Here is a 21,480-nt window from a genome sequence, read left to right as displayed (position 1 = left end):
CTCGGTGCAGGCTACTGGTCAGACCAGTGTACTTACCGGGAGGCCGAATGAAAGCCCGGATTCCTGCGGTGGCAGCGGCGCTGCTGCTCGCGGTGACGGGCTGCTCGGCCGGCTCGTCAGCGAGCGTCTCCGCAGGTCCCGGCACGCTTTCCGTCGGTTTCACGGCCGAGCCGGCGAACTTCGACTTCACCCGCACCGACGGCGCCGCCATCCCGCAGGCGCTGCTCTACAACGTCTACGAAGGGCTCGTGAAGCTCGACGCGCAAGGCCGGGTGGTGCCGCTGCTCGCGAAGTCGTGGACGATCAGCCCGGACCGGCGCACCTACGACTTCCAGCTGCAGCAAGGCGTCAAGTTCAGCAACGGCGCACCCTTCACCGCGGAGGACGTCAAGTTCTCGCTCATGCGCGTGAAGACCGCGTGGACGATCTCGATCAAGTCCACCATGGACGTCGTCGACCACGTCGACGCCGTCGCGCCGGACCACGCGCGGGTGGTGCTGGCGAAGCCGTCCAACGGCTGGCTGTTCAGCCTCACCAGCCGGCTCGGCGCGATGTTCAGCCCGACCGGCGTGGCCGACCTGGCGAACAAGCCGGTCGGCACCGGGCCCTACGTCGTCGCGGCCCGCAAGCGCGGCGATTCGGTGGTGCTGAAGGAGAACCCCGCGTACTGGGGCCGGAAACCGGCGTACTCGACGGTGGTGCTCAAGTACATCAAGGACCCGACGGCGCTGAACAACGCGTTGTTCAGCAACGGCATCGACGTCATCTCCGCGATCACCGCGCCCGACTCGATCCCGCAGTTCCAGGCCGACGACCGGTTCCAGGTCGTCCAGGGCACGTCGAACAGCGAGGTCACGCTGGCCATGAACAACCAGCGGGCGCCGCTGAACGACGTCCGCGTGCGCCAGGCTTTGACGTACGCGATCGACCGGAAGGCGCTGCTCGACACCGCGTGGGCCGGGCGCGGGACGCTGATCGGCAGCATGGTCCCGCCGACCGACCCCTGGTACGAGGACCTGGCGAACGCGTACCCCTTCGACCCCGCGCGGGCCAAGGCGCTGCTGTCCGAAGCCGGCGCGACGAACCTGAACCTGCGGCTGCGGATCCCGAACCTGCCGTACGCGGTGTCGGCCGCCCAGGTCGTCCAGTCGCAGCTCGCCGACGTCGGCGTGCGGACCACGATCGAGCCGCTCGACTTCCCGGCGGTGTGGCTGAAGCAGGTGTTCACCGACCACGACTACGACCTGTCGATCATCCAGCACGTCGAGGCCAGGGACATCACCACGTTCGGCAAGCCGAAGTACTACTGGGGCTACGACAGCAAGCGCGTCCAGCAGCTGCTCGCCGAAGCCGACAGCGGGACGCCGGAGCAGCAGGTCGCCGACATGAAGCAGGTGGCGCGGCAGCTGAACACCGACGCCGCCGCGGACTGGCTGTTCCTGTTCCCCAACGTGATCGTCGCGAAGGCGAAGGTCGGCGGGTTCGCGGCGAACCAGGTCAGCGAGTCGTTCGACCTCACCGGGCTGGCGCCGCGATGACCGCCAAGGTGCTGCGCCGGGTGGCGATCTTCGTGGTGAGCCTGCTGGTTGCCTCCGTCGTCGTGTTCCTGTTCATGGCCGTGCTGCCGGGCGACCCGGCGCAGGTCGCCCTCGGCGTCAACGCGACGCCGGAGCTGCTCGCCAAGACCCGCGCGGAGTTCGGCATCGACCGGCCGCTGGTCACGCAGTACTTCGACTGGATCGGCGGTGTGCTGCACGGCGACTTCGGCCGCTCGTACGTGACGCGGGACGCGATCGGGCCACAGCTGCTCGACCGCCTCGGCGTCACGCTGTGGCTGGTCGGCGCGGGCATGCTGGTCGCGCTGGTGATCGCGGTTCCCACGGGCACGTTCGCCGCGGTGAAGCACCGGAAGGCTTCCGGTGCGGGCGTTTCCGGCCTGTCGCAGCTCGGCGTCGCGATCCCCGCGTTCCTCGCCGGGATCATCCTGGTGCAGATCTTCGCCGTCCAGCTGCGCTGGCTGCCCTCCGGCGGATGGACACCGCCGGACCAGGACGCGGGCGAGTTCGTCCGCGGGCTGATCCTCCCCGCGCTGTCCCTCGGGCTGGTGCAGGGCGCGGTGCTCACGCGGTACGTGCGGTCGGCGGTGCTCGACACGCTCGGGCAGGACTACCTGCGGACCGCGCGGTCGAAGGGGCTCCGGCCCGGCCAGGCCCTGGTGCGCCACGGCCTGCGCAACGCCTCGGTGCCGGTGGTGACCGTGCTGGGCCTGCAGCTGGCCACGCTGCTGATCGGCGCGGTCGTCGTCGAGCGCGTGTTCGTGCTGCCGGGGCTGGGGTCGATGCTGCTGGACGCCGTCTCCGCGCGTGACCTGCTGACCGTGCAGGGGATCGTCCTGGTCCTGGTGGCCGGCGTGCTGCTGGTCAACTTCGTCGTCGACGTCCTCTACACCGTGCTCGACCCGAGATTGCGGGGTTCGTGATGCGCAGTCTGGTGCTGGGCGGGATCCTCGTCGGCCTGGTCGTGCTGGCCGCGCTGCTGTCGTTCCTGTGGACGCCGTTCGACCCGGTGCAGGTCGACGCGGCCCACCGGCTGCTCGGCTCCGGCGCGGCGCACTGGTTCGGCACCGACAAGTTCGGCCGCGACCTGCTCAGCCAGATCATGGTCGGCGCCCGCACGACCCTGTACGTCGGAGTCGTCGCCGTCGGCATCGCCGCGGTGATCGGGACGCCGCTGGGGATCCTCGCCGGGATGTCGCCGCGGTGGCTCGGCGAGTTCGTCATGCGGGTCAACGACCTCGTGCTCGCGTTCCCCGCGCTGCTGCTGGCGATCATGTTCGGGGCCGTGTTCGGGGCGGACACGCTGACCGCGATGGTCGCCATCGGCATCGCCACCATCCCGTCGTTCGCGCGGATCGCCCGGTCCGGGACGCTGCAGGTGATGAGCACCGAGTTCGTCCTCGCCGCCCGCGCCGGCGGCCGATCCCGGGTGCACATCGCGCGGCGGCACGTGCTGCCGAACATCTCGGGCCTGCTGATCGTGCAGGCGTCGGTGTCGTTCGCGATCGCCGTGCTCGCCGAAGCGGCGTTGTCGTTCCTCGGCTTCGGCACGCGGCCGCCGACGCCGTCGTGGGGCCGGATGCTGCAGGAGTCCCAGGAACTCCTGACCGTGCAGCCGCGGCTGGCGCTGGTGCCGGGCATCGCGATCGCGGTCGCCGTCCTCGGCTTCAACCTCCTCGGCGACGGCCTGCGCGACCGCCTCGACCCCCGATTGGCGGCCCGCGTATGACGCTTTCGGTGTCCGGGCTGCGGGTCGGCGACCTGGTCCGTGACGTGTCCTTCGAGATCGGCGCGGGTGAGCGCGTCGGCTTGATCGGCGAGTCCGGGTCCGGGAAGTCGCTGACGGCGCTGGCGATCATGGGCCTGCTGCCCGAGGAGCTGCGCGCGTCCGGCTCGGTGTCCCTCGGCGGCCGCGAGCTGCTGGGGATGTCCGAAAAGGACCTTTCCCGGCTGCGCGGCGACGAGCTGGCCATGGTCTTCCAGGAGCCGATGACGGCGTTGAACCCGGCCATGCGCGTCGGCCGCCAGGTCACCGAGCCCGGCCGCGTCCACGGACGCCGTCACCGGGCCGAGGACCTGCTGGCCGCGGTGGGGCTCCCAGACACCGCGCGCGCGTACCCGCACCAGCTCTCGGGCGGGCAGCGGCAGCGGGTCGTGCTGGCGATGGCGCTGGCAAACGAGCCGTCGCTGCTGATCTGCGACGAGCCGACGACCGCCCTCGACGTCACCGTCCAGGCCCAGATCCTTTCGCTCATCAAGACGTCGTTGCCCGCCGAGAGCGCGTTGCTGTTCATCACGCACGACCTCGCCGTCGTGGCTTCGGTGTGCGAGCGCGTGCTGGTGATGCTCGACGGCGAGATCGTCGAAGCGGGCTCGACGCGCGAAGTGCTGACGTCGCCTTCGCACGCCTACACGCGCAAACTCCTCGACGCCTCAAACCTGGAGGCCCGGCGATGATGCTCGAAGTCCGCGACCTCGAACGCCGGTACGCCCGGCGCGACGTCCACGCGCTGCGTGGAGTCAGCTTCGACGTCGAGGCCGGGCAGCGGTTCGGCATCGTCGGGGAGTCCGGCTCGGGCAAGTCGACGCTGGTCCGGCTGCTGGCCGCGCTCGACAAGCCGACCGCGGGCACGGTTTCGTTCCAGGGTCGCCGCATCGACAACCTGCCCGAACGTCGTCTCGGCTTCCTGCGGTCCGAGCTGCAGATCGTCTTCCAGGACCCGATGGGCTCGCTCGACCCGCGGATGCGCGTGCTGGACATCGTTTCCGAGCCGCTCGGCCGGCGCGAGCCCGGCCGCGTCGCCGAACTGCTGGCCGCCGTCGGCCTGCCCGCGGACGCGGCGGGGCGGTACCCGCACCAGTTCTCCGGCGGCCAGCGGCAGCGGATCTCGATCGCCCGCGCACTGGCGCCCAACCCGAGCGTGCTCATCGCGGACGAACCGGTCAGCGCCCTCGACGTCTCCGTGCGCGGCCAAATCCTCGACCTGCTCGCGTCCCTGGTCGAGCAGTTCGCGCTGACGCTGGTCTTCGTGTCGCACGACCTCGGCGTTGTCCGGCACGTCTGCGACCGGGTCGCGGTGCTGCGCCGCGGCGAGATCGTCGAACTCGGCGACGTGGCGCAGGTCTACGACGCCCCGCAGCACGAGTACACGCGGGAACTGCTGGCCGCCGCGCCGAACCTGCGCGCGGAGCTGGCCCGGCTGAGCGGAGGTGACGATGGCTGAGTACCCGGACGGCCTGCCGGTCGGCGGTGGCTGGGTGTCCACTGTGGATGTCGAAGAAATCGTTTTCCCGTACGACGGGAGCGTCATCGGCCACGCGCCGGTCGGTACGCCCGAGCTGGCTACACGCGCATTGGACGAAGCTGTCGCCGTCGCCCGCGAAGTGGCTTCGCTGCCTTCGCGGGTTCGCCGGGCCCTGCTGAACGACGTCGCTGCCGCTCTCGCCGCGCGCCGGTCCGAGTTCGAAGACCTGCTGGTGCTGGAAACCGGGAAACCGCTGGTCGACTGCCGCGTCGAGGTCGCGCGCACGATCGTCACCTGGGAAGCCGCCGCCGAAGAGGTGTCGCGGCTGCACGGCGAGACCGTGCCGCTCGACCTGCTGCCGTCGGGTGACGGCCTGGTCGGGTTCTGGAAGCGCAAGCCGATCGGTGTGGTCGTCGGTATCGCGGGCTTCAACTACCCGCTGCTGCTCGCGTCGCACAAGATCGCCCCGGCGATCGCCGCGGGCTGCCCGGTGATCGTCAAACCGGCGCCGCAGACCCCGCTCGCCACCCTGTGGCTGGTGCACCTCGTGCGTTCGGTCGCGCCGGTGGCGGCGATGGTCCAGCTGGTCACCGGGGACGCGTCCGTGGGCGCGGCGCTCACGACGGACCGCCGCGTCGGCGCGGTCTCGTTCACCGGCTCGGCCGCGGTCGGCCACCGGATCGCCCGTGACGCGGCCCCGACGAAGACGCTGCTGGAGCTGGGCTCGAACGCGGCGCTCGTGGTGGCCGAAGACGCGGATCTCGATGCCGCGGTGGACGCCGTGCTGCGCGGCGGGTTCTACGCGTCCGGGCAGGCGTGCATCTCGGTGCAGCGGGTGCTCGTCGTCGCGTCGGTCGCTGCGGACTTCACCGACCGCCTGCTGGCCCGGCTCGGCGAGATCGTCGTCGGCGACCCGCGCGACGAGAAGACGCGGGTGTCCGCGCTGATCGACCCCGCTTCGACCGAGCGGGTCGCCGCGTGGATCTCGAAGTCCGGCGCGCGCCAGGTCGGCGGCGGTGTCGAGGGAACCGTGCTGCGGCCGACCGTCCTCCTCGACGTGCCGGACGGCGTCGAAGTCTGGGACGAAGAGATCTTCGGCCCGGTCGTCTGCGTCCGCACGGTGTCCGATGTGGACGAAGCGTTCGCCGCGGTGAACGCGTCCCGCTACGGGCTCCACGCCAGCGTCTACAGCCGGTCGCTGAACACCGCGTTCCGGGCGCTCGACGAGCTCGAAGTGGGCGGGGTCGTGATCAACGAGGTGCCCGGCTTCCGCTCGGACACCATGCCCTACGGCGGCGTGAAGGACTCCGGCATCGGCCGCGAGGGGCCGCGGTTCGCCGTCGAAGAGCTGACCGTGACGAGGATGGCGGTGCTGCGCCCGTGACGTACGAAAACCTGTTCCGCCTGGACGGCCGCCGGGCCGTCGTGCTCGGCGCGGGCGGCATCGGCCGCGAAGCCGCGCGGGCTTTGGCCGCGCACGGCGCCGACGTCGTCTGCGCGGACCGCGACCTCGAAGCCGCGCGAGAAGCCGGTGTCGGTGAGGCGTACCCGCTGGACCTCCTGGAACCGGGCGCGATCGACCGCGCCGCGGCCGAGCTGGGCGAGGTCGACGTCGTCGTGCTCACCGCCGCGACCAACGTCCGCAAACGGTTGCTGGACTACACGCGCGAGGAGTTCGACCGCGTCATCGCGCTGAACCTCGGCGTGACGTTCGAGGTCGTCCGCGGCTTCGGCGCCGGCATGGTCGCGCGCGGCCGGGGCAGCATCATCGGCTTCTCGTCGATCCGCGGCACGACCGTCGAGCCGGGACAGGGCCCGTACGCGGCCACGAAAGCCGGGCTCGTCCAGCTGTTCCGGACGGCCGCGGCGGAGTTCGGCCCGGCTGGCGTCCGGGTCAACGCGATCGCCCCCGGCGTCGTCGAGACCCCGCTGACCGCGCAGATCAAGGCGAACCCGGAGTGGTACGACGCGTACGCGGCGAAGGGCGCGTTGGGCCGCTGGGCGCGTCCGGACGAACTCGCCGGCGCCGTCGTGTACCTCGCTTCGGACGCTTCGTCGTTCGTGACCGGCTCAGTGCTCGCGGTGGACGGCGGCTGGACCGCCGTCGACGGCCGCTTCGACCCGCCTGCCTCGTGAAGGAGCGCTCATGACCGAGTTGCCCGACCTGACCGCCGTCGAGCTCGTGGCGCAGTACCGCGCGAAGACGCTCTCGCCGGTCGAGGTGACCGAAGCCGTGCTCGCCCGTATCGAAGCGCGAGAGCCGGAGCTGCACGCGTTGTACGCGTACGATCCGTCAGGCGCTCGCGAAGACGCGAAGGCGTCCGAAGCGCGTTGGGCGTCGGACGAACCGCTGGGCGCGATCGACGGCGTCCCGCTCACGCTCAAGGAGAACATCGCGACCCGCGGCACACCGGTTCCGCTGGGCACCGCGGCCACGGCACTGGTCCCGGCCGCCGAAGACGCCCCGGCGGCCGCCCGGGTCCGCGAGTCCGGCGGTGTCCTGCTGGCCAAGACGACCATGCCGGACTACGGGATGCTGACGTCCGGGCTGTCGAGCTTCCACCCCACGGCCCGCAACCCGTGGCAGCTCTCGGCCACGCCCGGCGGCTCGAGCGCGGGCGCCGGGGCCGCGGCCGCGGCCGGGTACGGCCCGCTGCACGCCGGCACGGACATCGGCGGCTCGATCCGGCTGCCGGCGGGCTGGTGCGGCCTGGTCGGGCTGAAGCCGAGCTTCGGGCGGGTGCCGGTCCACCCGCCGTTCCTCGGCCGCGTCGCCGGCCCGATGACCCGCACGGTCGCGGACACGGCGTTGCTGATGGGCGTGCTCTCGGGCCCGGACGAACGTGACCACCTGTGCCTGCCGCCGGAAGACCTCGATTGGTCGTCGCTCGACGGTTCGACGGCGGGCCTGCGCGTCGGCCTGCAGCTGGAGTCCGGGCCCGGCCTCCCGGTCGACCCGGCGATCACGGACGCCGTCACCGCGGCGGCCCGCGCCTTCGAAGCCGCGGGGGCGGTCGTCGAGCCGGTCGAGCCGTTCCTGACCCGCGAAATGCTGGAGGGCCTCGACGTCTTCTGGCGCACCCGTGCCTGGTCGGACACGGTGGACCTGCCGCCGGACCGCCGCGCGAAGGTCCTGCCGTACATCGCCGACTGGGCGGCCGCCGGCGCGAACGCGTCCGGGGTCGACGTCTACCGCGGCTTCGCCCAGATCGACGCGATGAGCGTGGCGGCACTGGGCGCGACCTCGGCGTTCGACGTGGTGCTGTCCCCGACGTGCCCGGTGGCGGCCCCGCCGGCGGAGTGGGCGTCCCCGACGAACGACCCGGCCCGGCCGTTCGAGCACATCGCGTTCACGGTCCCGTACAACATGTCCGGCCAGCCCGCGGTCTCGCTGAACTGCGGCTACACCGACGACGGCCGCCCGATCGGCCTCCAGATCGCCGGCCGCCGCTTCGACGACCTCGGCGTGTTGCGCGCAGCCGCGGCGTACGAGCGGCTGCGCCCGCCGCAGCGGCCCTGGCCGGTGGGGTAGGGAAGAAGTTCCGTCCCTGCGGCGAAGTGGTGGTGAAACTGCCGCCGACGGGAAGGAACCCCATGACAGAGGCAGCCCCGGTGACTGGCGTCGACCAGTTCACCGAGGTGCACGACCGCCACTTCCCCGAGGTCTACCGCTACATCGCCGGCCGGCTCGGCGCGCAAGCCGCGGAGGACGTCGCCGCCGAGACGTTCCTGGTGGCGTTCGACCGCCGCGGGAAGTTCGACCCCGCCCGCGGCGACCTGCGGGCCTGGCTGTTCGGCATCGCGACGAACCTGGTCTCCCGGCACCGCCGCAAGGAGGCCCGGCACTACCGCGCCCTCTCGCGGCTCGACCCGCGCGAGGCCGCCGAAGGACACGAAAACCGGGTCGTCGATGCGGTCGCGGCCGCGCGGGTGGGGAAGGCGCTGGCCCGCCTTTCCGCCGGCGAGCGCGATGTCCTGCTGCTCGTCGCGCTCGGCGACCTCGGCTACGCGGAAGTCGCCGAGGCCCTCGGCATCTCCCCGGGCACGGTCGGTTCCCGGCTGAACCGCGCCCGCAAAAAGCTCACCCTCGTCCTTTCCCAGGAGGCTTCCGATGAATGACCTGCAGACCCTGCGGGCCGCTTTGATGCCGCCCGAACCCGCCGCGGACGTCGTCGACCGGAGCCGGCACCGGCTGCAGAACCGGATGCTCGGCGCGCCCCGCCGCCGGATCCGCCCGTTCGCGATCGGCATCGGCTTCGCGGCCGCCGCGGCCGCCGCCGCGGTGGTCGTGGCGACCCTGCCCGCGACTCCGGCCCCACCGCCGCCGCCCCAGGCGGTGGCCCCGGTCGACCCCGGCCGGCAGATCCTGCTGGCGGCGGCCACAGTCGCCGAACGAGCCCCGGTCGGCACCGGCAAGTACTGGCACTCGACGACGAAGGTCGGCACGGAAACCTGGGAGTACTGGACCACCGCCGACGGCCACGAGTGGTACCGCGACGCGAAGACCCACGGCAAAGCCGTGCCCCAGGTGCGTCCCCGGCCCATCCGGCTCAACGGCGACGACGACGTCACGATCAGCGGGATCCTGGCGCTGCCCGCGGATCCGGCGGCCCTGCGGAACTGGCTCGTCGAAGGGCTGAAGCGGCACGGGGTGCCCGCGAACCAGCGGGACGCGTTCGTGCTCCAGTCGTTGATCGACCTGGTCTCCGTGGTGCCGTCGCCCCCGGCGGTCCGGGCGGCGGCGTTCCGCGCGATCGCCGCCGACCCCGGCGTGCACGCGGCCCCCGACGGCACGGGCGTCCAGCTGCCGGGCGGCGGCCGCCTCGTCGTCGACCCGGCGACCGGCCAGGTCGACGGGTCGTCGGTGTTCCTCGGCCCGGACGGCAAACCGGCCACGGACACGAAGGGCCACACGTACGCGGTCAGTGCCGAGTGGACGGACGACCTGCCGAAGTGACCCACCGATAGCCTGAGGCGTGCACATCCCGGGTTACCTGGACGGCTTCCGGCCACCGGTCGATGCCGCCCTGCTCGAAGACGCGACCGGCCTGCGGACGGATTCGCTGTTCTGGCCCGCCTTCCTGCTCGCCGCGGGCGGCGCGGACTCGGCGCCCCAGGCGTTCGGCGCCGATCCCGCCGACGTGGAGTCGTACGCGGATTCGATGGTGACGCCGGAGAGCTGGCCGGTGTTCACCCTGCCCGCCGGCGCGCACCGGATCCACGTCGTCTTCCGGAACTTCCCCGAAGACGCCGGGATCGACTACCTGCTGTCCCCGGCGGACGGTGGCCCGGTTCTGCGGCTGGCCGCACTGGAGGGGCACTTCCTGGGGCCCGCCTTCTCCTGGCCCGAGGTCGTCGCGGTGGCGGGCATGCCCGACCCGGACCTCACCGCGGCGGAGCGTCTCCTGCTGCTGCTCCCGGCGTTCGGCGACGGCGACACACCGGCGGCCGCCACCGAGGTCATCGCCGCCGCGCTCACCTCGGTGGGTGCGGCGGCCGGCCGGACCGGCCTGGCCGCGGACCTCATCGAGGGCTGGGGCTACTGGCCGTCGGCCGGCTGGCGCGTCCACGACGGAGTCCGGTACGCCAACGGACCGGCCAGCACCCGGGGCGCCGGCCGGTCCCGTGCCGAACTCGCCCTGCTCACCGAGGCTTTCCGCGCGAGCTAGGAACGCACCGCCTCCGCCAGGGCGAGCACCCGCCGCGCGTTGTCGACGTGCAGGTTCTCGATCATCCGGCCGTCCACGGTGACCACGCCGCGGCCGTCCTGCTGCGCCTCCTCGAAGGCGTCGATGATCCGCCGCGACCGGTCGATCTCCGCTTCGGAGGGCGCGAAGATCCGGTTGCACGGCTCGACCTGCGCCGGGTGGATCAGCGTCTTGCCGTCGAAGCCGTACTGGCGGCCCTGGGCGCACTCCGCTTCGAAGCCTTCAAGGTCCTTCACGTCGTTGTAGACGCCGTCGAGGATCACCTTGCCGGTCGCGCGGGCGGCCAGCAGGCACAGCGAAAGCCCGCCCAGCAACGGCCCGCGGCCCGGGACGAACTCCGCGTGCAGTTCCTTGGCCAGGTCGTTGGTGCCCATCACCAGCACGGTCAGCCGCTCCGAGGCCGCCGCGATCTCCTCGGCGTGCAGCATCGCGACCGGCGTCTCGACCATCGCCCAGATCTTCGTGTGGTCCGGCGCGCCGCCCAGCTCCAGCGCGCGCTCGATGTTGTGCACCTCGGCCGCCGAATTCACCTTCGGCACCACCACCGCGGCGGGGCCGGCCGCCGCGGCCGCGCGCAGGTCGGCGTCGTGCCACTCGGTGTCCAGGCCGTTCACCCGGATCGTCACCTCGCGCCCGCCGTAGTTGCCCACCGCCGCGCACACGCGGTCCCGCGCGGCCGCCTTCGCGTCCGGCGCGACGGCGTCCTCGAGGTCGAGGATCAGCGCGTCCGCCGGGATCGTCTTGGCCTTCTCCAGCGCGCGCTCGTTCGCACCGGGCATGTAGAGGACGGACCGCCTCGGCTTCAGCTCGGTCATCCGATGGCCTCCTTGGTGGCCGCGTCGTAGGCCGCGGCGAGTTCGGGGTCGTCCGCGGCGAGCGCGTCGGCCAGTTCGGCGACCACGCGGCACTGCTTCACCGACGCGTCGTCCTGCATCTTCCCGTCGATCATCACCGCGCCCGTGCCGTCACCCATCTCGGCGATCACCCGGCGCGCCCAGGCCACATCGGACGGCGAAGGCGAGAACACCTTCTTCGCGATGTCGATCTGCACCGGGTGCAGGCTCCACGCGCCGACGCAGCCGAGCAGGAACGCGTTGCGGAACTGGTCCTCACAGGCCACGACGTCCCGGATGTCCCCGAACGGCCCGTAGTACGGCAGGATCCCGTGCATCGCGCACGCGTCCACCATCCGCGCGACCGTGTAGTGCCAAAGGTCCTGCTGGTAGGTCGTCCGGCCCGCGTTCAGGTCGTCGCCGGTCGGGTCGGTGCGCACGAGGTAGCCGGGGTGGCCACCGCCGACGCGGGTCGTCTTCATCCGGCGGCTCGCGGCCAGGTCGGCCGGGCCGAGCGAGATGCCCTGCATGCGCGGGCTGGCGCCGGCGATCTCCTCCACATTGGCCACGCCGCTCGCCGTCTCGAGGATCGCGTGCACCAGCAACGGCTTCGTGAGGCCGGCGCGCGCTTCGAGCTGGGCGAGCAGCCGGTCGACGTAGTGGATGTCCTGCGCGCCTTCCACCTTCGGCACCATGATCACGTCGAGCTTGTCGCCGATTTCGGTGACCAGCGTGACCAGGTCGTCGAGCACCCACGGCGAGTCGAGGCTGTTGACCCGCGTCCACAACTGCGTCTTCCCGAAGTCGTTCGCCTTGGCGATCGCGACCAGCCCGGCGCGCGCGGCCTCCTTGCGGTCGGCGCGGACGGCGTCCTCGAGGTTGCCGAGCAGGACGTCGACCTTCTTCGCGATGTCCGGCACCTTGGCCGCCATCTTCTCGTTGCCCGGGTCGAAGAAGTGGATCATCCGGGACGGCGTCACCGGGATCTCCCGCACGGGGGCGGGCGCGCCCAGGGCGAGCGGGGCGAAGAAGTCCTTCGGGGAGCGCATCGGTCCTCCAAGGCGGGGGCTAAGTAACTGGTGGGTAACTTTAGTCCCCGGCCGCGCGTGACCGCTGCGGCGTAGCTCACCGCCGACCGGGTGACGGCGGACATCCGCAGCTCAGCGGCCTGCGTCCACAGTGGAAGCCACCGGGTTGCGCCGAACGGGCTAGTCCCGGCCGGGTGATCCGCGGTTGGCGCGTTCTGCTGGGGGTAGTCGGTTGCCGTCGGACGGTAATGCCACTCACCTCGCTCTCACTCGGTTGGCCGCACCGTTCGACCGAAGTCCGATGACCGCCTACCGACCGGTCATCGACCGCTGGGCGCCGCCGATCGCAGCCACTCGCACTACCCGGCGACGCCGCGCCGCCGCGCTGTTAGACAAGTGAGGTGCCGGTTTCCCCCGGTCACGAAGCGGTGCAGATCAGAAGGAGGCGGACTCGTGGCGGCTACACCTCAGAACACCGAGCGCTCGACGGTCGCCGGTGGCGCGAAGCGCAGCCGGTCGATGCCGAGCCGCGTGGTGCCGCCGATCGAGCTCCCCGCGAGCGTCGACGAGCTCGCCCGCACCGCCGCCGCCCAGCTGGGCTGGAACGGCATCGTGCTCCCCGAGACCACGATCCTCGGCCGCAAGGTCTGCGTGGTCGCCAAGCTTCGCACCGACGTGCACGCCGAACGCATCGCGATGGGTGCCGGCCCGGTGGCCGACCGCGCCACCGTCGACACCTGGACCTGGCCGGAGCTGGCCGGAACCGCCCCCGCCCCGGCCGCCGAGATCGTCGGCGTCCTGGCCGTCGCGCGCCACTGGCGCACCGCGATGGCCTCCGCGGTTCCGTTCGCCCGCTACGGCGAGGCCGCGATGGTGCTCCCGTCGCCGGCCGTCCTCACCGAGGACTACGTCGGCAACTGCCTGCCGCGCGCCCGCGCGTACGGCCTCGCCGTCGTGACCGCCGACCCGAACGCGGTCGTCGACCTCGACCTCGAGGGCCGCACCGAGCGCGTCGTGCTGGCCGAGGACCCGGTCTCCCGGCTGGTGAACGAGCTGGTGTACGACCACCTGCTGCGCACCGCAGAGGCGCCCGCTTCGCACTAAGGTCGGCTCCATGCGAGTCGTCATTGCAGGTGGACACGGTCAGATCGCGTTGCGGCTCGAGCGGCTGCTCGCCGCACGCGGGGACGAAGCGGTCGGGATCATCCGGAATCCCGCCCACGCGGCGGACCTCGAGGCCGTCGGCGCCCAAGCCGTCGTGCTCGACCTCGAGAATTCCGATGTGGACGCCGTCGCCGAAGTCCTGAAAGGTGCCGACGCCGCGGTGTTCTCCGCGGGTGCCGGGCCGGGCAGCGGCACCGCCCGCAAGGACACTGTGGACAGGGGCGCGGCCGCGCTGTTCGCCGAAGCGGCCGAGCGGGCCGGCGTCCGGCGGCACATCCAGGTCGGGTCGATCGGCGCCGACAACCCGGAGAACCCCGACGTCACCGAGGAGTTCCGCCACTACCTGCGCGCCAAGCGCGCGGCGGAGGACGACCTCAAGGCACGGGACCTCGACTGGACGATCCTCCGGCCGGGGCAGCTGACCGACGACCCCGGCACCGGCCTGGTCCTGCTGGCCGAGCAGGCCGGCCGCGGCCCGATCCCGCGCGACGACGTCGCCGCGGTGCTCGTCGGCTTGCTCGAGACACCCGCCTCGGTGCACCGCACCCTCACGCTGATCTCCGGTGAGGACGCCATCGGCGAAGCGATCTCGGCGCTGTGATCACCCAGGCTTCGAGAGAGATCGCCGTCTTCAGCGGCAGCGCGCACCCCGAGCTGGCCGAAGAGATCTGCGAGCACCTCGGCGTGCCGCTGCGGCCGGTCGAGATCCAGCGGTTCGCCAACGACTGCCTCGAGGTGCAGCTGCAGTCCAACTGCCGCGAGCGGGACGTCTTCATCATCCAGCCGCTGGTCAAGCCGGTGCAGGAGCACCTCGTCGAGCTGCTGCTGATGCTCGACGCGGCGCGCGGCGCGTCGGCGTCCCGCATCACCGCCGTGATTCCGCACTACTCGTACGCGCGCTCGGACAAGAAGGACGCGCCGCGCATCTCGATCGGCGGCCGGCTGGTCGCCGACCTGCTGGTGACCGCCGGCGCGAGCCGCGTGCTGGCGATGACCCTGCACTCGCCGCAGGTCCACGGGTTCTTCAGCGTTCCGGTCGACCACCTGCACGCGCTGCAGGAGCTGGCCAAGCACTTCCGCCAGTACGACCTCTCGCGCGCCACCGTCGTCTCACCGGACCTGGGCAACGCGAAGGAGGCGTCGCACTTCGCGCGGCTCCTCGGCGTCCAGGTCGCAGCCGGGGCGAAGGAGCGCTTCCCGGACGACCGCGTCCAGATCACGTCGGTGATCGGCGAGATCACCGGCCGGGACGTGATCGTGCTCGACGACGAGATCGCCAAGGGCAGCACGGTGCTCGAGCTGCTGGACCGGCTCGCCGAGCTTCAGCCGCGCTCGATCCGGGTCGCGTGCACGCACGGGCTGTTCGCGGCGAAGGCCATCGAACGCATCGGCAGCCGGCCCGAAGTGCTGGAGATCGTCTGCACCAACACGGTCCCGGTGCCCGAGGAAGAGCGCACCGAGAAGTTGAAGATCCTGTCGATCGCGCCGGCGATGGCCGAGGCGATCCGCCGGATCCACAACGGCGAATCGGTGTCGGCGCTCTTCTAGACGTGTCCGAGGACGCGGTCCAGGTAGGTGTTCGTGAAGACGCCGTTGGGGTCGGTTTCTTTGCGCACGCGCAGGAAGTCGTCGAAGTGCGGGTAGCGCGAGCGGAGGACGCCGGCGTCGAGGTCGTGCATCTTGCCCCAGTGCGGGCGGCCGCCGACCGCGCCGGCGATCTTCTCGAACGCGCTGAAGTACTCCCGGTACGGCATGCCGACGAACTGGTGGATGGCGATGTAGGCGGAGTCGCGGCCCTGCGCGGTCGACAGCCAGATGTCGTCGGCCGCGGCGACCCGCACCTCGACCGGGAACATCACCGGGTCCTTCAGCGTCGGCACTACCGCGCGTAGTTCGGCGAGCACGTCGAGCACTGATTCACGTGGAACAGCGTATTCCGTTTCGGTGAACCGGACGTTGCGCGCCGTGACGAACACCCGGTGCGAGACGTCGCTGTACTCGCGGGCGCTCAGGACGTTCGAGGCGAAGCTGCCGAGCGACGGCACCAGCTTCGGCATCAGCCGCCCGGTCCGGCAAAGACCGCCGAAGGCGACGTTCTCCATGATCTGGTAGTCGACGAACTCCCGGACCTTGCTCAACGGCTGCGCGGTCTCGCACCGGTTGTTGCGCTTGACCAGGGCGTTCTTGCCGTAGGGGAACCAGTAGAACTCGAAGTGGTCGTTCTCGGCGGCGAAGTCGTGGAAGCCCTCGAGGACCTGCTCCAGCGGCTCCGGCCGTTCCTGCGCGCGCAGGTAGAAGGATTTTTCGCAGCGCAGGGTCACGGTGGTGATCACGCCGAGCGCGCCGAGGCCGACGCGGGCGGCGGCGAAGAGGTCGGGCTTCTCGTCGGCCGAACAGGTGACGACCGAGCCGTCGGCGAGCACTAGTTCGAGCGCCACGATCTGGGTCGCGATGCCGCCGAGCTTCGCGCCGGTGCCGTGGGTGCCGGTGGAAATCGCGCCGGCGATGGTCTGCGCGTCGATGTCACCGAGGTTGGCCATGGCCAGCCCGAGCGCGTCGAGTTCGGCGTTGAGCTGTTTGATCGTCGTGCCCGAGCGGACGGTGACGTGGCCGGTTTCGAGGTCGGCCTTCTCGACGCCGGTCCAGTGCCGCAGGTCGAGCGCGTCGGAGTCGGCGACGGCGATCGCGGTGAAGGAGTGCCCGCTGCCCCAGGGGCGCACGGTGCGGCCGGCGCCGGCGACGCGCTCGACGACCGCCGCGATCTCAGCCGCGTCGCGCGGCTGGTGAACGTGTTGTGGCGAGGCGGACGCCGTGCCCGCCCAGTTGGTCCACCGGGTCATGCGCGCACCCTTCATCGTCGAGTGCCCGAAACAGTAAGTGAATAGTATTCGCGTTTCAAGCCTTCGTGTCGTACTTTAGACCTCGTGACCAGTGCGACGGTGTACGACTTGGCGACCAAAGACCTCGATCCGCCCTTGGCGGTGGTCGATCTGGCTGCCTTCGACGCGAACGCCGACGACCTCCGCCGCCGCGCGGCGGGCAAGCCGATCCGCGTCGTCAGCAAGTCGGTCCGCTGCCGCGCGCTGCTGGAGCGGGCGCTGGCGATGCCGGGCTTCGAGGGCCTGATGTGCTACTCGCTGGCGGAAGCGGTCTGGCACATCGAGCAGGGCACGACCGATGACATCGTCGTCGCGTACCCGACAGCCGACCACGAAGCCCTCCGCCGGCTGGCCGCGTCCGAGCGCGCCCGCGCGTCAATCGCGATCATGGTGGATTCGGTCGCGCACCTGGACCTGGTGGACGCGGCCCTCGGCCACGGCCACCCGGAAATCCGGGTGTGCCTGGAGCTGGACGCATCCTGGCGCCCGCTGCCCGGAGTCCACGTCGGCACGCGGCGGTCCCCGGTGTTCACCCCGAACCAGGCGTCGGCGTTCGCCCGCCAGATCGTGGCCCGCGCGGGCTTCCGCCTGGTGGGCGTGATGGCGTACGAAGGCCAGATCGCGGGCCTCGGCGACGCGGCGGGCCGCCGGCTGAACCGGGCCGTGGTCGGCTGGATGCAACGCAAGTCGGCGGCCGAGCTGGCCCGCCGCCGCGGCGAGGTGGTCCGCGCGGTCCGCGAGGTGACGGACCTGGAGTTCGTCAACGGAGGCGGAACGGGCAGCCTGGAGTCGACGGGCGCGGACGAGGTGGTGACGGAGATAGCGGCGGGCTCGGGCTTGATCGGCCCCACGCTGTTCGACGGCTACACGAAGTTCAGGCCCCGCCCGGCGGCGCTGTTCGCGCTCCCGGTGGTCCGCCGCCCGACCCGCAAGATCGCCACCCTGTTCTCGGGCGGCTACATCGCTTCGGGCCCGACAGGGCCGTCGCGCCAGCCGCAGCCGTACCTGCCGGCGGGGCTGAAGTTCTTGGGCTTCGAGGGAGCGGGCGAGGTCCAGACCCCGGTGACGGGCCGCGCGGCGCGCGGGTTGCAGCTGGGCGACCGGGTGTGGCTGCGGCACGCGAAGGCGGGCGAGCTGGCGGAGCGGTTCACGCACTACCACCTGATCAACGGCGACCAGGTGGAGCGGACAGTCCCGACCTACCGGGGCGAGCACCAGAACTTCGGCTGACTCGACCACATCATCGATCGAGCGGCGGGCATCGATCAGCGAGATGCCACCGAGTTCGTCGCCCTCCCGGGGCCGTGATCAGCGGGGATGCAAGTCGGCCCACCGCCGCGGAACCTGGTTGCCGGCGGGCATTCCGGCCGCCACGCGCGCGCCCACCCTCCCTGGGGGAACCCCCACTTCCAGTCTATCGGCCCCCACCGACAACCGAGCCCCGAGCGCCCCAGTTGTCCACAGGTGTGCATACCTGTGGACAACTTCTGTGGACAGCTAGGACTGCTCCCCGAACCGAGCCGCCAAGTACCCCTTCACCACGTACTTGGCCTCCGCGACGATCTTCTCGTCCCCGCTGGGCTCCTTCCGGAACGCCAGCTTCAACAGTGCGTCAGCCACCTCGTTCGCGATCCCGATCGCGAACCGCAGGTCCTCCACCGGCCGATCGACCTGGGTCGACACCAGATCCGTCAGCGAGTCCACGATCACCGCGTTGTTGTCGCGTGTCTCGTCGAGCAGCTGGCGGTCGATGATGTCGCCGAAGTGGACCTTCGAGAACCCCGGCACTGTCCGGTGCATCTCCAGGTAGATGTCGAGGATCGAGTCCACGACGTCCCACCAGTGCTCCGGGCCGAGCTGCTTCAGCCGCTCGTTCACCGCGCCCACGAACCGGTCCAGGTTGCGTGCGGTGAGGGCCTGGACCACCGCGCGCTTGTCCGGGAAGAACTGGTACAGCGAACCTACGGCGACCCCTGCCCGCTTGGCGATCAACGTCGTCGTCAGCGCGTCGTAACCGAGCTCGTCGATCAACGCCGCGCTCGCGTCGAGCATCTGCTCGACCCGCTTCGCGCTTCGCTGCTGAACCGGCTGGCGGCGCAAGGGGGTGGCTTCTGCCGGCACCTTCGCGGCCTGGATGTCGGACACGGCACTCCTCCTCGTCTGATCTGCGACTTTATCGTGCCGACGGGCTTCCCCACGGACGAGTGAAGACCTAGTATATGAGAACTTTTCATGTTCACCCGTACGGGTGGCCTGACGAAGGGGTCAGCAGCCGGTGCAGAACCCGATCTTCCCGCCCGACTTCCTCTGGGGTGTCTCGACCTCGGCGTTCCAGATCGAAGGCGCCACCAGCGAAGGTGGGCGCGGACCGTCCATCTGGGACACGTTCACCGCGACCGAAGGCAAGATCGCCCGCGGTGAACAAGCCAACGTAGCCGCCGACCACTACCACCGCTACCCCGAAGACATCGCGCTGATGGCCGAACTCGGCGTCGGCGCCTACCGGATGTCCATCGCCTGGCCCCGCATCCAGCCCGACGGGAAGGGCGCGCCCAACCCCGAAGGTCTCGGCTTCTACGACAAGCTCCTCGACGCCGTCTGCGAAGCCGGGATCGCGCCCGCCGTCACGCTCTACCACTGGGACACCCCCCAATCGATCGAAGACGAGGGCGGCTGGCTCTCCCGGGCGACCGCTGAGCGCTTCGCCGAGTACGCCCAAATCCTCGGAGAGCGCTTCGCCGATCGGGTGAAACTGTGGATTCCGCTCAACGAACCGATGGTCATGTCCATCTTCGGGTACGGCATCGGTGAGTACGCGCCCGGCAAGGTCCTCCTCCTGGACGCCATCCCGACCGCGCACCACCAGAACCTCGCGCACGGCCTCGCCGTCCAGGCCCTCCGCGCGGCCGGCGCGACGAACATCGGCACCGCCAACAACCACTCGCCGATCTGGCCCGCGGACGACGACGCGCACGACGCGGCGGACTACCTCGACGCCCTGCTCAACCGGCTCTACGCCGATCCCATGCTGCTCGGCAGCTACCCCGAACAGCTCCACGAACACCTCCCCGCCGGGTTCGCCGACGACCTCCCCACCATCGCGCAGCCGCTCGACTTCTACGGCGTCAACTACTACGAGCCGCAGGGGGTCGCGAAACCCGGGCCGGGCAACCCGCTGCCCTTCGAGCTGCGCGACATCGAGGGTTACCCGATGACGACGAACGCCTCGCCGATCGTCCCGCACGCGCTGCGTGAGCTGCTGCTGGACTTCCACCACCGCTACCAGGACAAGCTCCCGCCGATCCAGATCACCGAGAACGGCTGCAGCTTCGCCGACGAAGTCGCCGAGGACGGCGGGGTGCACGATCCCGAGCGCATCGACTTCCTGCACAGCCACCTCGTCGCGCTGCGCGAGGCGATGGACGCCGGGGTCGACGTCCGTGGCTACTTCTGCTGGTCCCTGATGGACAATTTCGAATGGTCCAAGGGTTACGCGCCGCGCTTCGGCCTGGTGCACGTCGACTACGAGACCCTGCGGCGGACGCCGAAGGACTCGTTCCACTGGTACCGGAAGCTGGTGCGGCATGAGTGAATCGACCCGAACCCAGCCGGAGGCGCTCGCCGAGCCCACCGTGCGGGTGCGGCCCGGCTGGATGAGCCTGCTGTTCTTCGCGAACATCGCGCTGTGGCTCGGTGTCTACGCGCCGATCCAGGTGCTGCTGCCGAAGCAGGCCGAACTGCTCGACCAGGTGAACAAGGAATCCGTCCTCGGGCTGGTGATGGGCTTCGGCGCGGCGGTGGCGCTGGTGGCCAACCCGGCGATCGGGCTGCTGTCCGACCGGACCTGCTCCCGGTTCGGCCGGCGGCACCCGTGGACCGTCGGCGGCGCGCTCGTTGCCGCCGTCGGGCTGCTGGTGCTGGCGTTCGCGCCGACGGTCGCCGTGATGATCGCCGGCTGGTGCCTGGTGCAGGGCGGTCTCAACGGCATGCTCGCCGCGCTCATGGCGGCCCTGCCCGACCGGGTTCCGGTCAAGCAGCTGGCCGTGGTCGGCGGCCTCGTCGGCATCGCGCAGATGCTCGGGACGGTACTGGGCGCGCTCGTGGTCGTCGTCGTGCTCGGCATGGCGGGGCTACCGCTCGCGTACGCGGTCTGCGCCGGGATCGTGGTGGTCGGCGCCGTGTTCTTCGTCCTCTGGACGCCGGACGCGCGGCTGCCGGTCGAGTTCCGCCCGCCGTGGGCGCTGCGCCCCGTGCTCCGCGACTTCTGGGTTTCGCCCCGGAAGTACCCCGACTTCGCGTGGGCCTGGAGCTGCCACTTCATGATCAACCTCGGCAACGCGTTCGGCACGCTCTACCTTTTGTTCTTCCTGCAGGACGCGGTGCACTACCCGGACCCGGAGACCGGGCTGCTGATCATGATGGGCCTGTACGGCGTCGCGCTCGTGGCCGGCGCCGTGCTCGCGGGGCACTTCTCCGACAAGTCCGGACGGCGCAAGCCGTACGTCCTGGCGGCGTCCGGCGTGATGGCCCTTGCCGCGCTGCTGCTGGTCGGGTGGCAGAGCTGGCCGGTGGCGCTGGCCGCGTCCCCGCTGCTCGGCGTCGGCTTCGGGGCGTACATGGCGGTCGCGCTGGCGATGCTGACGCAGGTGCTGCCCGCGGCGCAGAACCGCGCCAAGGACTTCGGGATCATCAACATCGCGAACTCGCTGCCACAGGTGGTGGCTCCGCTGCTGACACCGCTGCTGCTGGCCCACGTCGGCGGCTATCCCGGGCTGTTCGCGGCTTCGGCGGTCGCGACGCTCGCGGCCGCGGTGCTCGTGCTGCGCGTGAAGGCGGTTCGCTAGACGTGGAACCGCGGGCCGGTGCCGGTCGGGGGAGGGGAGTGCAACGGCACCGGCCCGCGGAATTCGAGGGCCGCTCGGGCGGTCGACGCGGTGAACCAGTGGTCCATACCGCTTGTGATGATCAATCTAGCGGGGGATTACCGCCTGGGCTAGGGCTAACGCGGATTTTTTTCGATTAATCGCGGTGGGGACCGAGATGATGGCCGAGGACCGGTTCGCGCTG

21 protein-coding genes are annotated in these 21,480 nt (G+C 71.0%); 17 read left to right on the top strand and 4 right to left on the bottom strand.

What is annotated here, in order from left to right:
- Window positions 1-47: 47 nt before the first annotated feature.
- From OO60_RS06750 to OO60_RS44930, 11 genes are all read left to right on the top strand, one after another.
- Complete coding sequence (locus tag OO60_RS06750; protein WP_205624146.1) at window positions 48-1,538, top strand: ABC transporter substrate-binding protein; 1,491 nt, start codon at window positions 48-50, stop codon at window positions 1,536-1,538.
- Window positions 1,535-2,479 (top strand): ABC transporter permease, encoded by a 945-nt coding sequence (locus tag OO60_RS06745; protein WP_003078969.1) that lies wholly within the window; start codon window positions 1,535-1,537, stop codon window positions 2,477-2,479. Before OO60_RS06750 ends, OO60_RS06745 begins: the two co-directional genes overlap by 4 nt.
- Window positions 2,479-3,285 (top strand): ABC transporter permease, encoded by an 807-nt coding sequence (locus OO60_RS06740; protein ID WP_003078966.1) that lies wholly within the window; start codon window positions 2,479-2,481, stop codon window positions 3,283-3,285. Before OO60_RS06745 ends, OO60_RS06740 begins: the two co-directional genes overlap by 1 nt.
- Window positions 3,282-4,013, top strand: coding sequence for an ABC transporter ATP-binding protein (locus tag OO60_RS06735; protein WP_003078962.1), 732 nt, complete (start codon window positions 3,282-3,284; stop codon window positions 4,011-4,013). The genes OO60_RS06740 and OO60_RS06735 overlap by 4 nt, the downstream gene beginning before the upstream one ends.
- Complete coding sequence (locus OO60_RS06730; RefSeq protein ID WP_003078959.1) at window positions 4,010-4,780, top strand: ABC transporter ATP-binding protein; 771 nt, start codon at window positions 4,010-4,012, stop codon at window positions 4,778-4,780. Before OO60_RS06735 ends, OO60_RS06730 begins: the two co-directional genes overlap by 4 nt.
- Window positions 4,773-6,185 (top strand): aldehyde dehydrogenase family protein, encoded by a 1,413-nt coding sequence (locus tag OO60_RS06725; protein WP_003078956.1) that lies wholly within the window; start codon window positions 4,773-4,775, stop codon window positions 6,183-6,185. Before OO60_RS06730 ends, OO60_RS06725 begins: the two co-directional genes overlap by 8 nt.
- On the top strand, window positions 6,182-6,937 hold the full coding sequence (locus OO60_RS06720; protein ID WP_003078953.1) for an SDR family NAD(P)-dependent oxidoreductase: 756 nt from the start codon (window positions 6,182-6,184) through the stop codon (window positions 6,935-6,937). Before OO60_RS06725 ends, OO60_RS06720 begins: the two co-directional genes overlap by 4 nt.
- 10 nt (window positions 6,938-6,947) lie before the next feature.
- Window positions 6,948-8,333 carry an amidase gene (locus OO60_RS06715; protein WP_033261026.1) on the top strand — a complete coding sequence of 462 codons (1,386 nt, stop codon included), beginning with the start codon at window positions 6,948-6,950 and terminating at the stop codon, window positions 8,331-8,333.
- 62 nt (window positions 8,334-8,395) lie between these two features.
- Window positions 8,396-8,920, top strand: a complete 525-nt coding sequence (locus OO60_RS06710) for an RNA polymerase sigma factor (RefSeq protein ID WP_033261025.1) — start codon at window positions 8,396-8,398, stop codon at window positions 8,918-8,920.
- Entirely contained in the window at window positions 8,913-9,758 is an 846-nt protein-coding gene (locus tag OO60_RS06705) for a CU044_5270 family protein (protein ID WP_033261024.1), read from the top strand. Before OO60_RS06710 ends, OO60_RS06705 begins: the two co-directional genes overlap by 8 nt.
- Before the next feature lie 19 nt (window positions 9,759-9,777).
- Window positions 9,778-10,470 (top strand): hypothetical protein, encoded by a 693-nt coding sequence (locus OO60_RS44930; RefSeq protein WP_003069047.1) that lies wholly within the window; start codon window positions 9,778-9,780, stop codon window positions 10,468-10,470.
- Here the strand turns inward: OO60_RS44930 and OO60_RS06695 are convergent.
- Window positions 10,467-11,324 carry an HpcH/HpaI aldolase/citrate lyase family protein gene (locus tag OO60_RS06695; RefSeq protein WP_003069044.1) on the bottom strand — a complete coding sequence of 286 codons (858 nt, stop codon included), beginning with the start codon at window positions 11,322-11,324 and terminating at the stop codon, window positions 10,467-10,469. The genes OO60_RS44930 and OO60_RS06695 overlap by 4 nt on opposite strands.
- Window positions 11,321-12,391 carry an HpcH/HpaI aldolase/citrate lyase family protein gene (locus OO60_RS06690; RefSeq protein ID WP_003069042.1) on the bottom strand — a complete coding sequence of 357 codons (1,071 nt, stop codon included), beginning with the start codon at window positions 12,389-12,391 and terminating at the stop codon, window positions 11,321-11,323. Before OO60_RS06690 ends, OO60_RS06695 begins: the two co-directional genes overlap by 4 nt.
- A gap of 432 nt (window positions 12,392-12,823) precedes the next feature.
- Between OO60_RS06690 and OO60_RS06685 the strand changes: the two genes are divergently transcribed.
- The 3 genes from OO60_RS06685 to OO60_RS06675 are packed head-to-tail and all read left to right on the top strand — an operon-like array spanning window position 12,824 to window position 15,082.
- On the top strand, window positions 12,824-13,474 hold the full coding sequence (locus OO60_RS06685) for a hypothetical protein (protein WP_003069039.1): 651 nt from the start codon (window positions 12,824-12,826) through the stop codon (window positions 13,472-13,474).
- 10 nt (window positions 13,475-13,484) lie between these two features.
- Complete coding sequence (locus OO60_RS06680) at window positions 13,485-14,135, top strand: SDR family oxidoreductase (protein ID WP_033261023.1); 651 nt, start codon at window positions 13,485-13,487, stop codon at window positions 14,133-14,135.
- Window positions 14,132-15,082, top strand: a complete 951-nt coding sequence (locus OO60_RS06675) for a ribose-phosphate diphosphokinase (RefSeq protein ID WP_003069034.1) — start codon at window positions 14,132-14,134, stop codon at window positions 15,080-15,082. The genes OO60_RS06680 and OO60_RS06675 overlap by 4 nt, the downstream gene beginning before the upstream one ends.
- Here OO60_RS06675 and OO60_RS06670 read toward each other — a convergent pair.
- Window positions 15,079-16,374: a D-arabinono-1,4-lactone oxidase gene (locus OO60_RS06670; RefSeq protein ID WP_003069029.1), complete on the bottom strand. Its 1,296-nt coding sequence runs from the start codon at window positions 16,372-16,374 to the stop codon at window positions 15,079-15,081. The genes OO60_RS06675 and OO60_RS06670 overlap by 4 nt on opposite strands.
- 84 nt (window positions 16,375-16,458) lie before the next feature.
- On the opposite strand from OO60_RS06670, the gene OO60_RS06665 reads away from it, so the two are divergent.
- Entirely contained in the window at window positions 16,459-17,643 is a 1,185-nt protein-coding gene (locus tag OO60_RS06665) for an amino acid deaminase/aldolase (protein WP_033261022.1), read from the top strand.
- A gap of 267 nt (window positions 17,644-17,910) precedes the next feature.
- Here the strand turns inward: OO60_RS06665 and OO60_RS06660 are convergent, their stop codons facing one another.
- Window positions 17,911-18,558, bottom strand: a complete 648-nt coding sequence (locus OO60_RS06660) for a TetR/AcrR family transcriptional regulator (RefSeq protein ID WP_003069019.1) — start codon at window positions 18,556-18,558, stop codon at window positions 17,911-17,913.
- A 130-nt stretch (window positions 18,559-18,688) separates the two neighbouring features.
- Between OO60_RS06660 and OO60_RS06655 the strand changes: the two genes are divergently transcribed.
- Window positions 18,689-20,005 (top strand): GH1 family beta-glucosidase, encoded by a 1,317-nt coding sequence (locus OO60_RS06655; protein WP_003069017.1) that lies wholly within the window; start codon window positions 18,689-18,691, stop codon window positions 20,003-20,005.
- Entirely contained in the window at window positions 19,998-21,257 is a 1,260-nt protein-coding gene (locus tag OO60_RS06650) for an MFS transporter (RefSeq protein ID WP_003069013.1), read from the top strand. Before OO60_RS06655 ends, OO60_RS06650 begins: the two co-directional genes overlap by 8 nt.
- Window positions 21,258-21,480 lie beyond the last annotated feature (223 nt).

Source organism: Amycolatopsis vancoresmycina (assembly GCF_000716785.1).
Classification (GTDB): Bacteria; Actinomycetota; Actinomycetes; order Mycobacteriales; family Pseudonocardiaceae; genus Amycolatopsis; species Amycolatopsis vancoresmycina.
The sequence above is the reverse complement of the archived record's forward strand: the minus strand, read 5'-3'. Positions and strand labels throughout refer to the sequence as shown.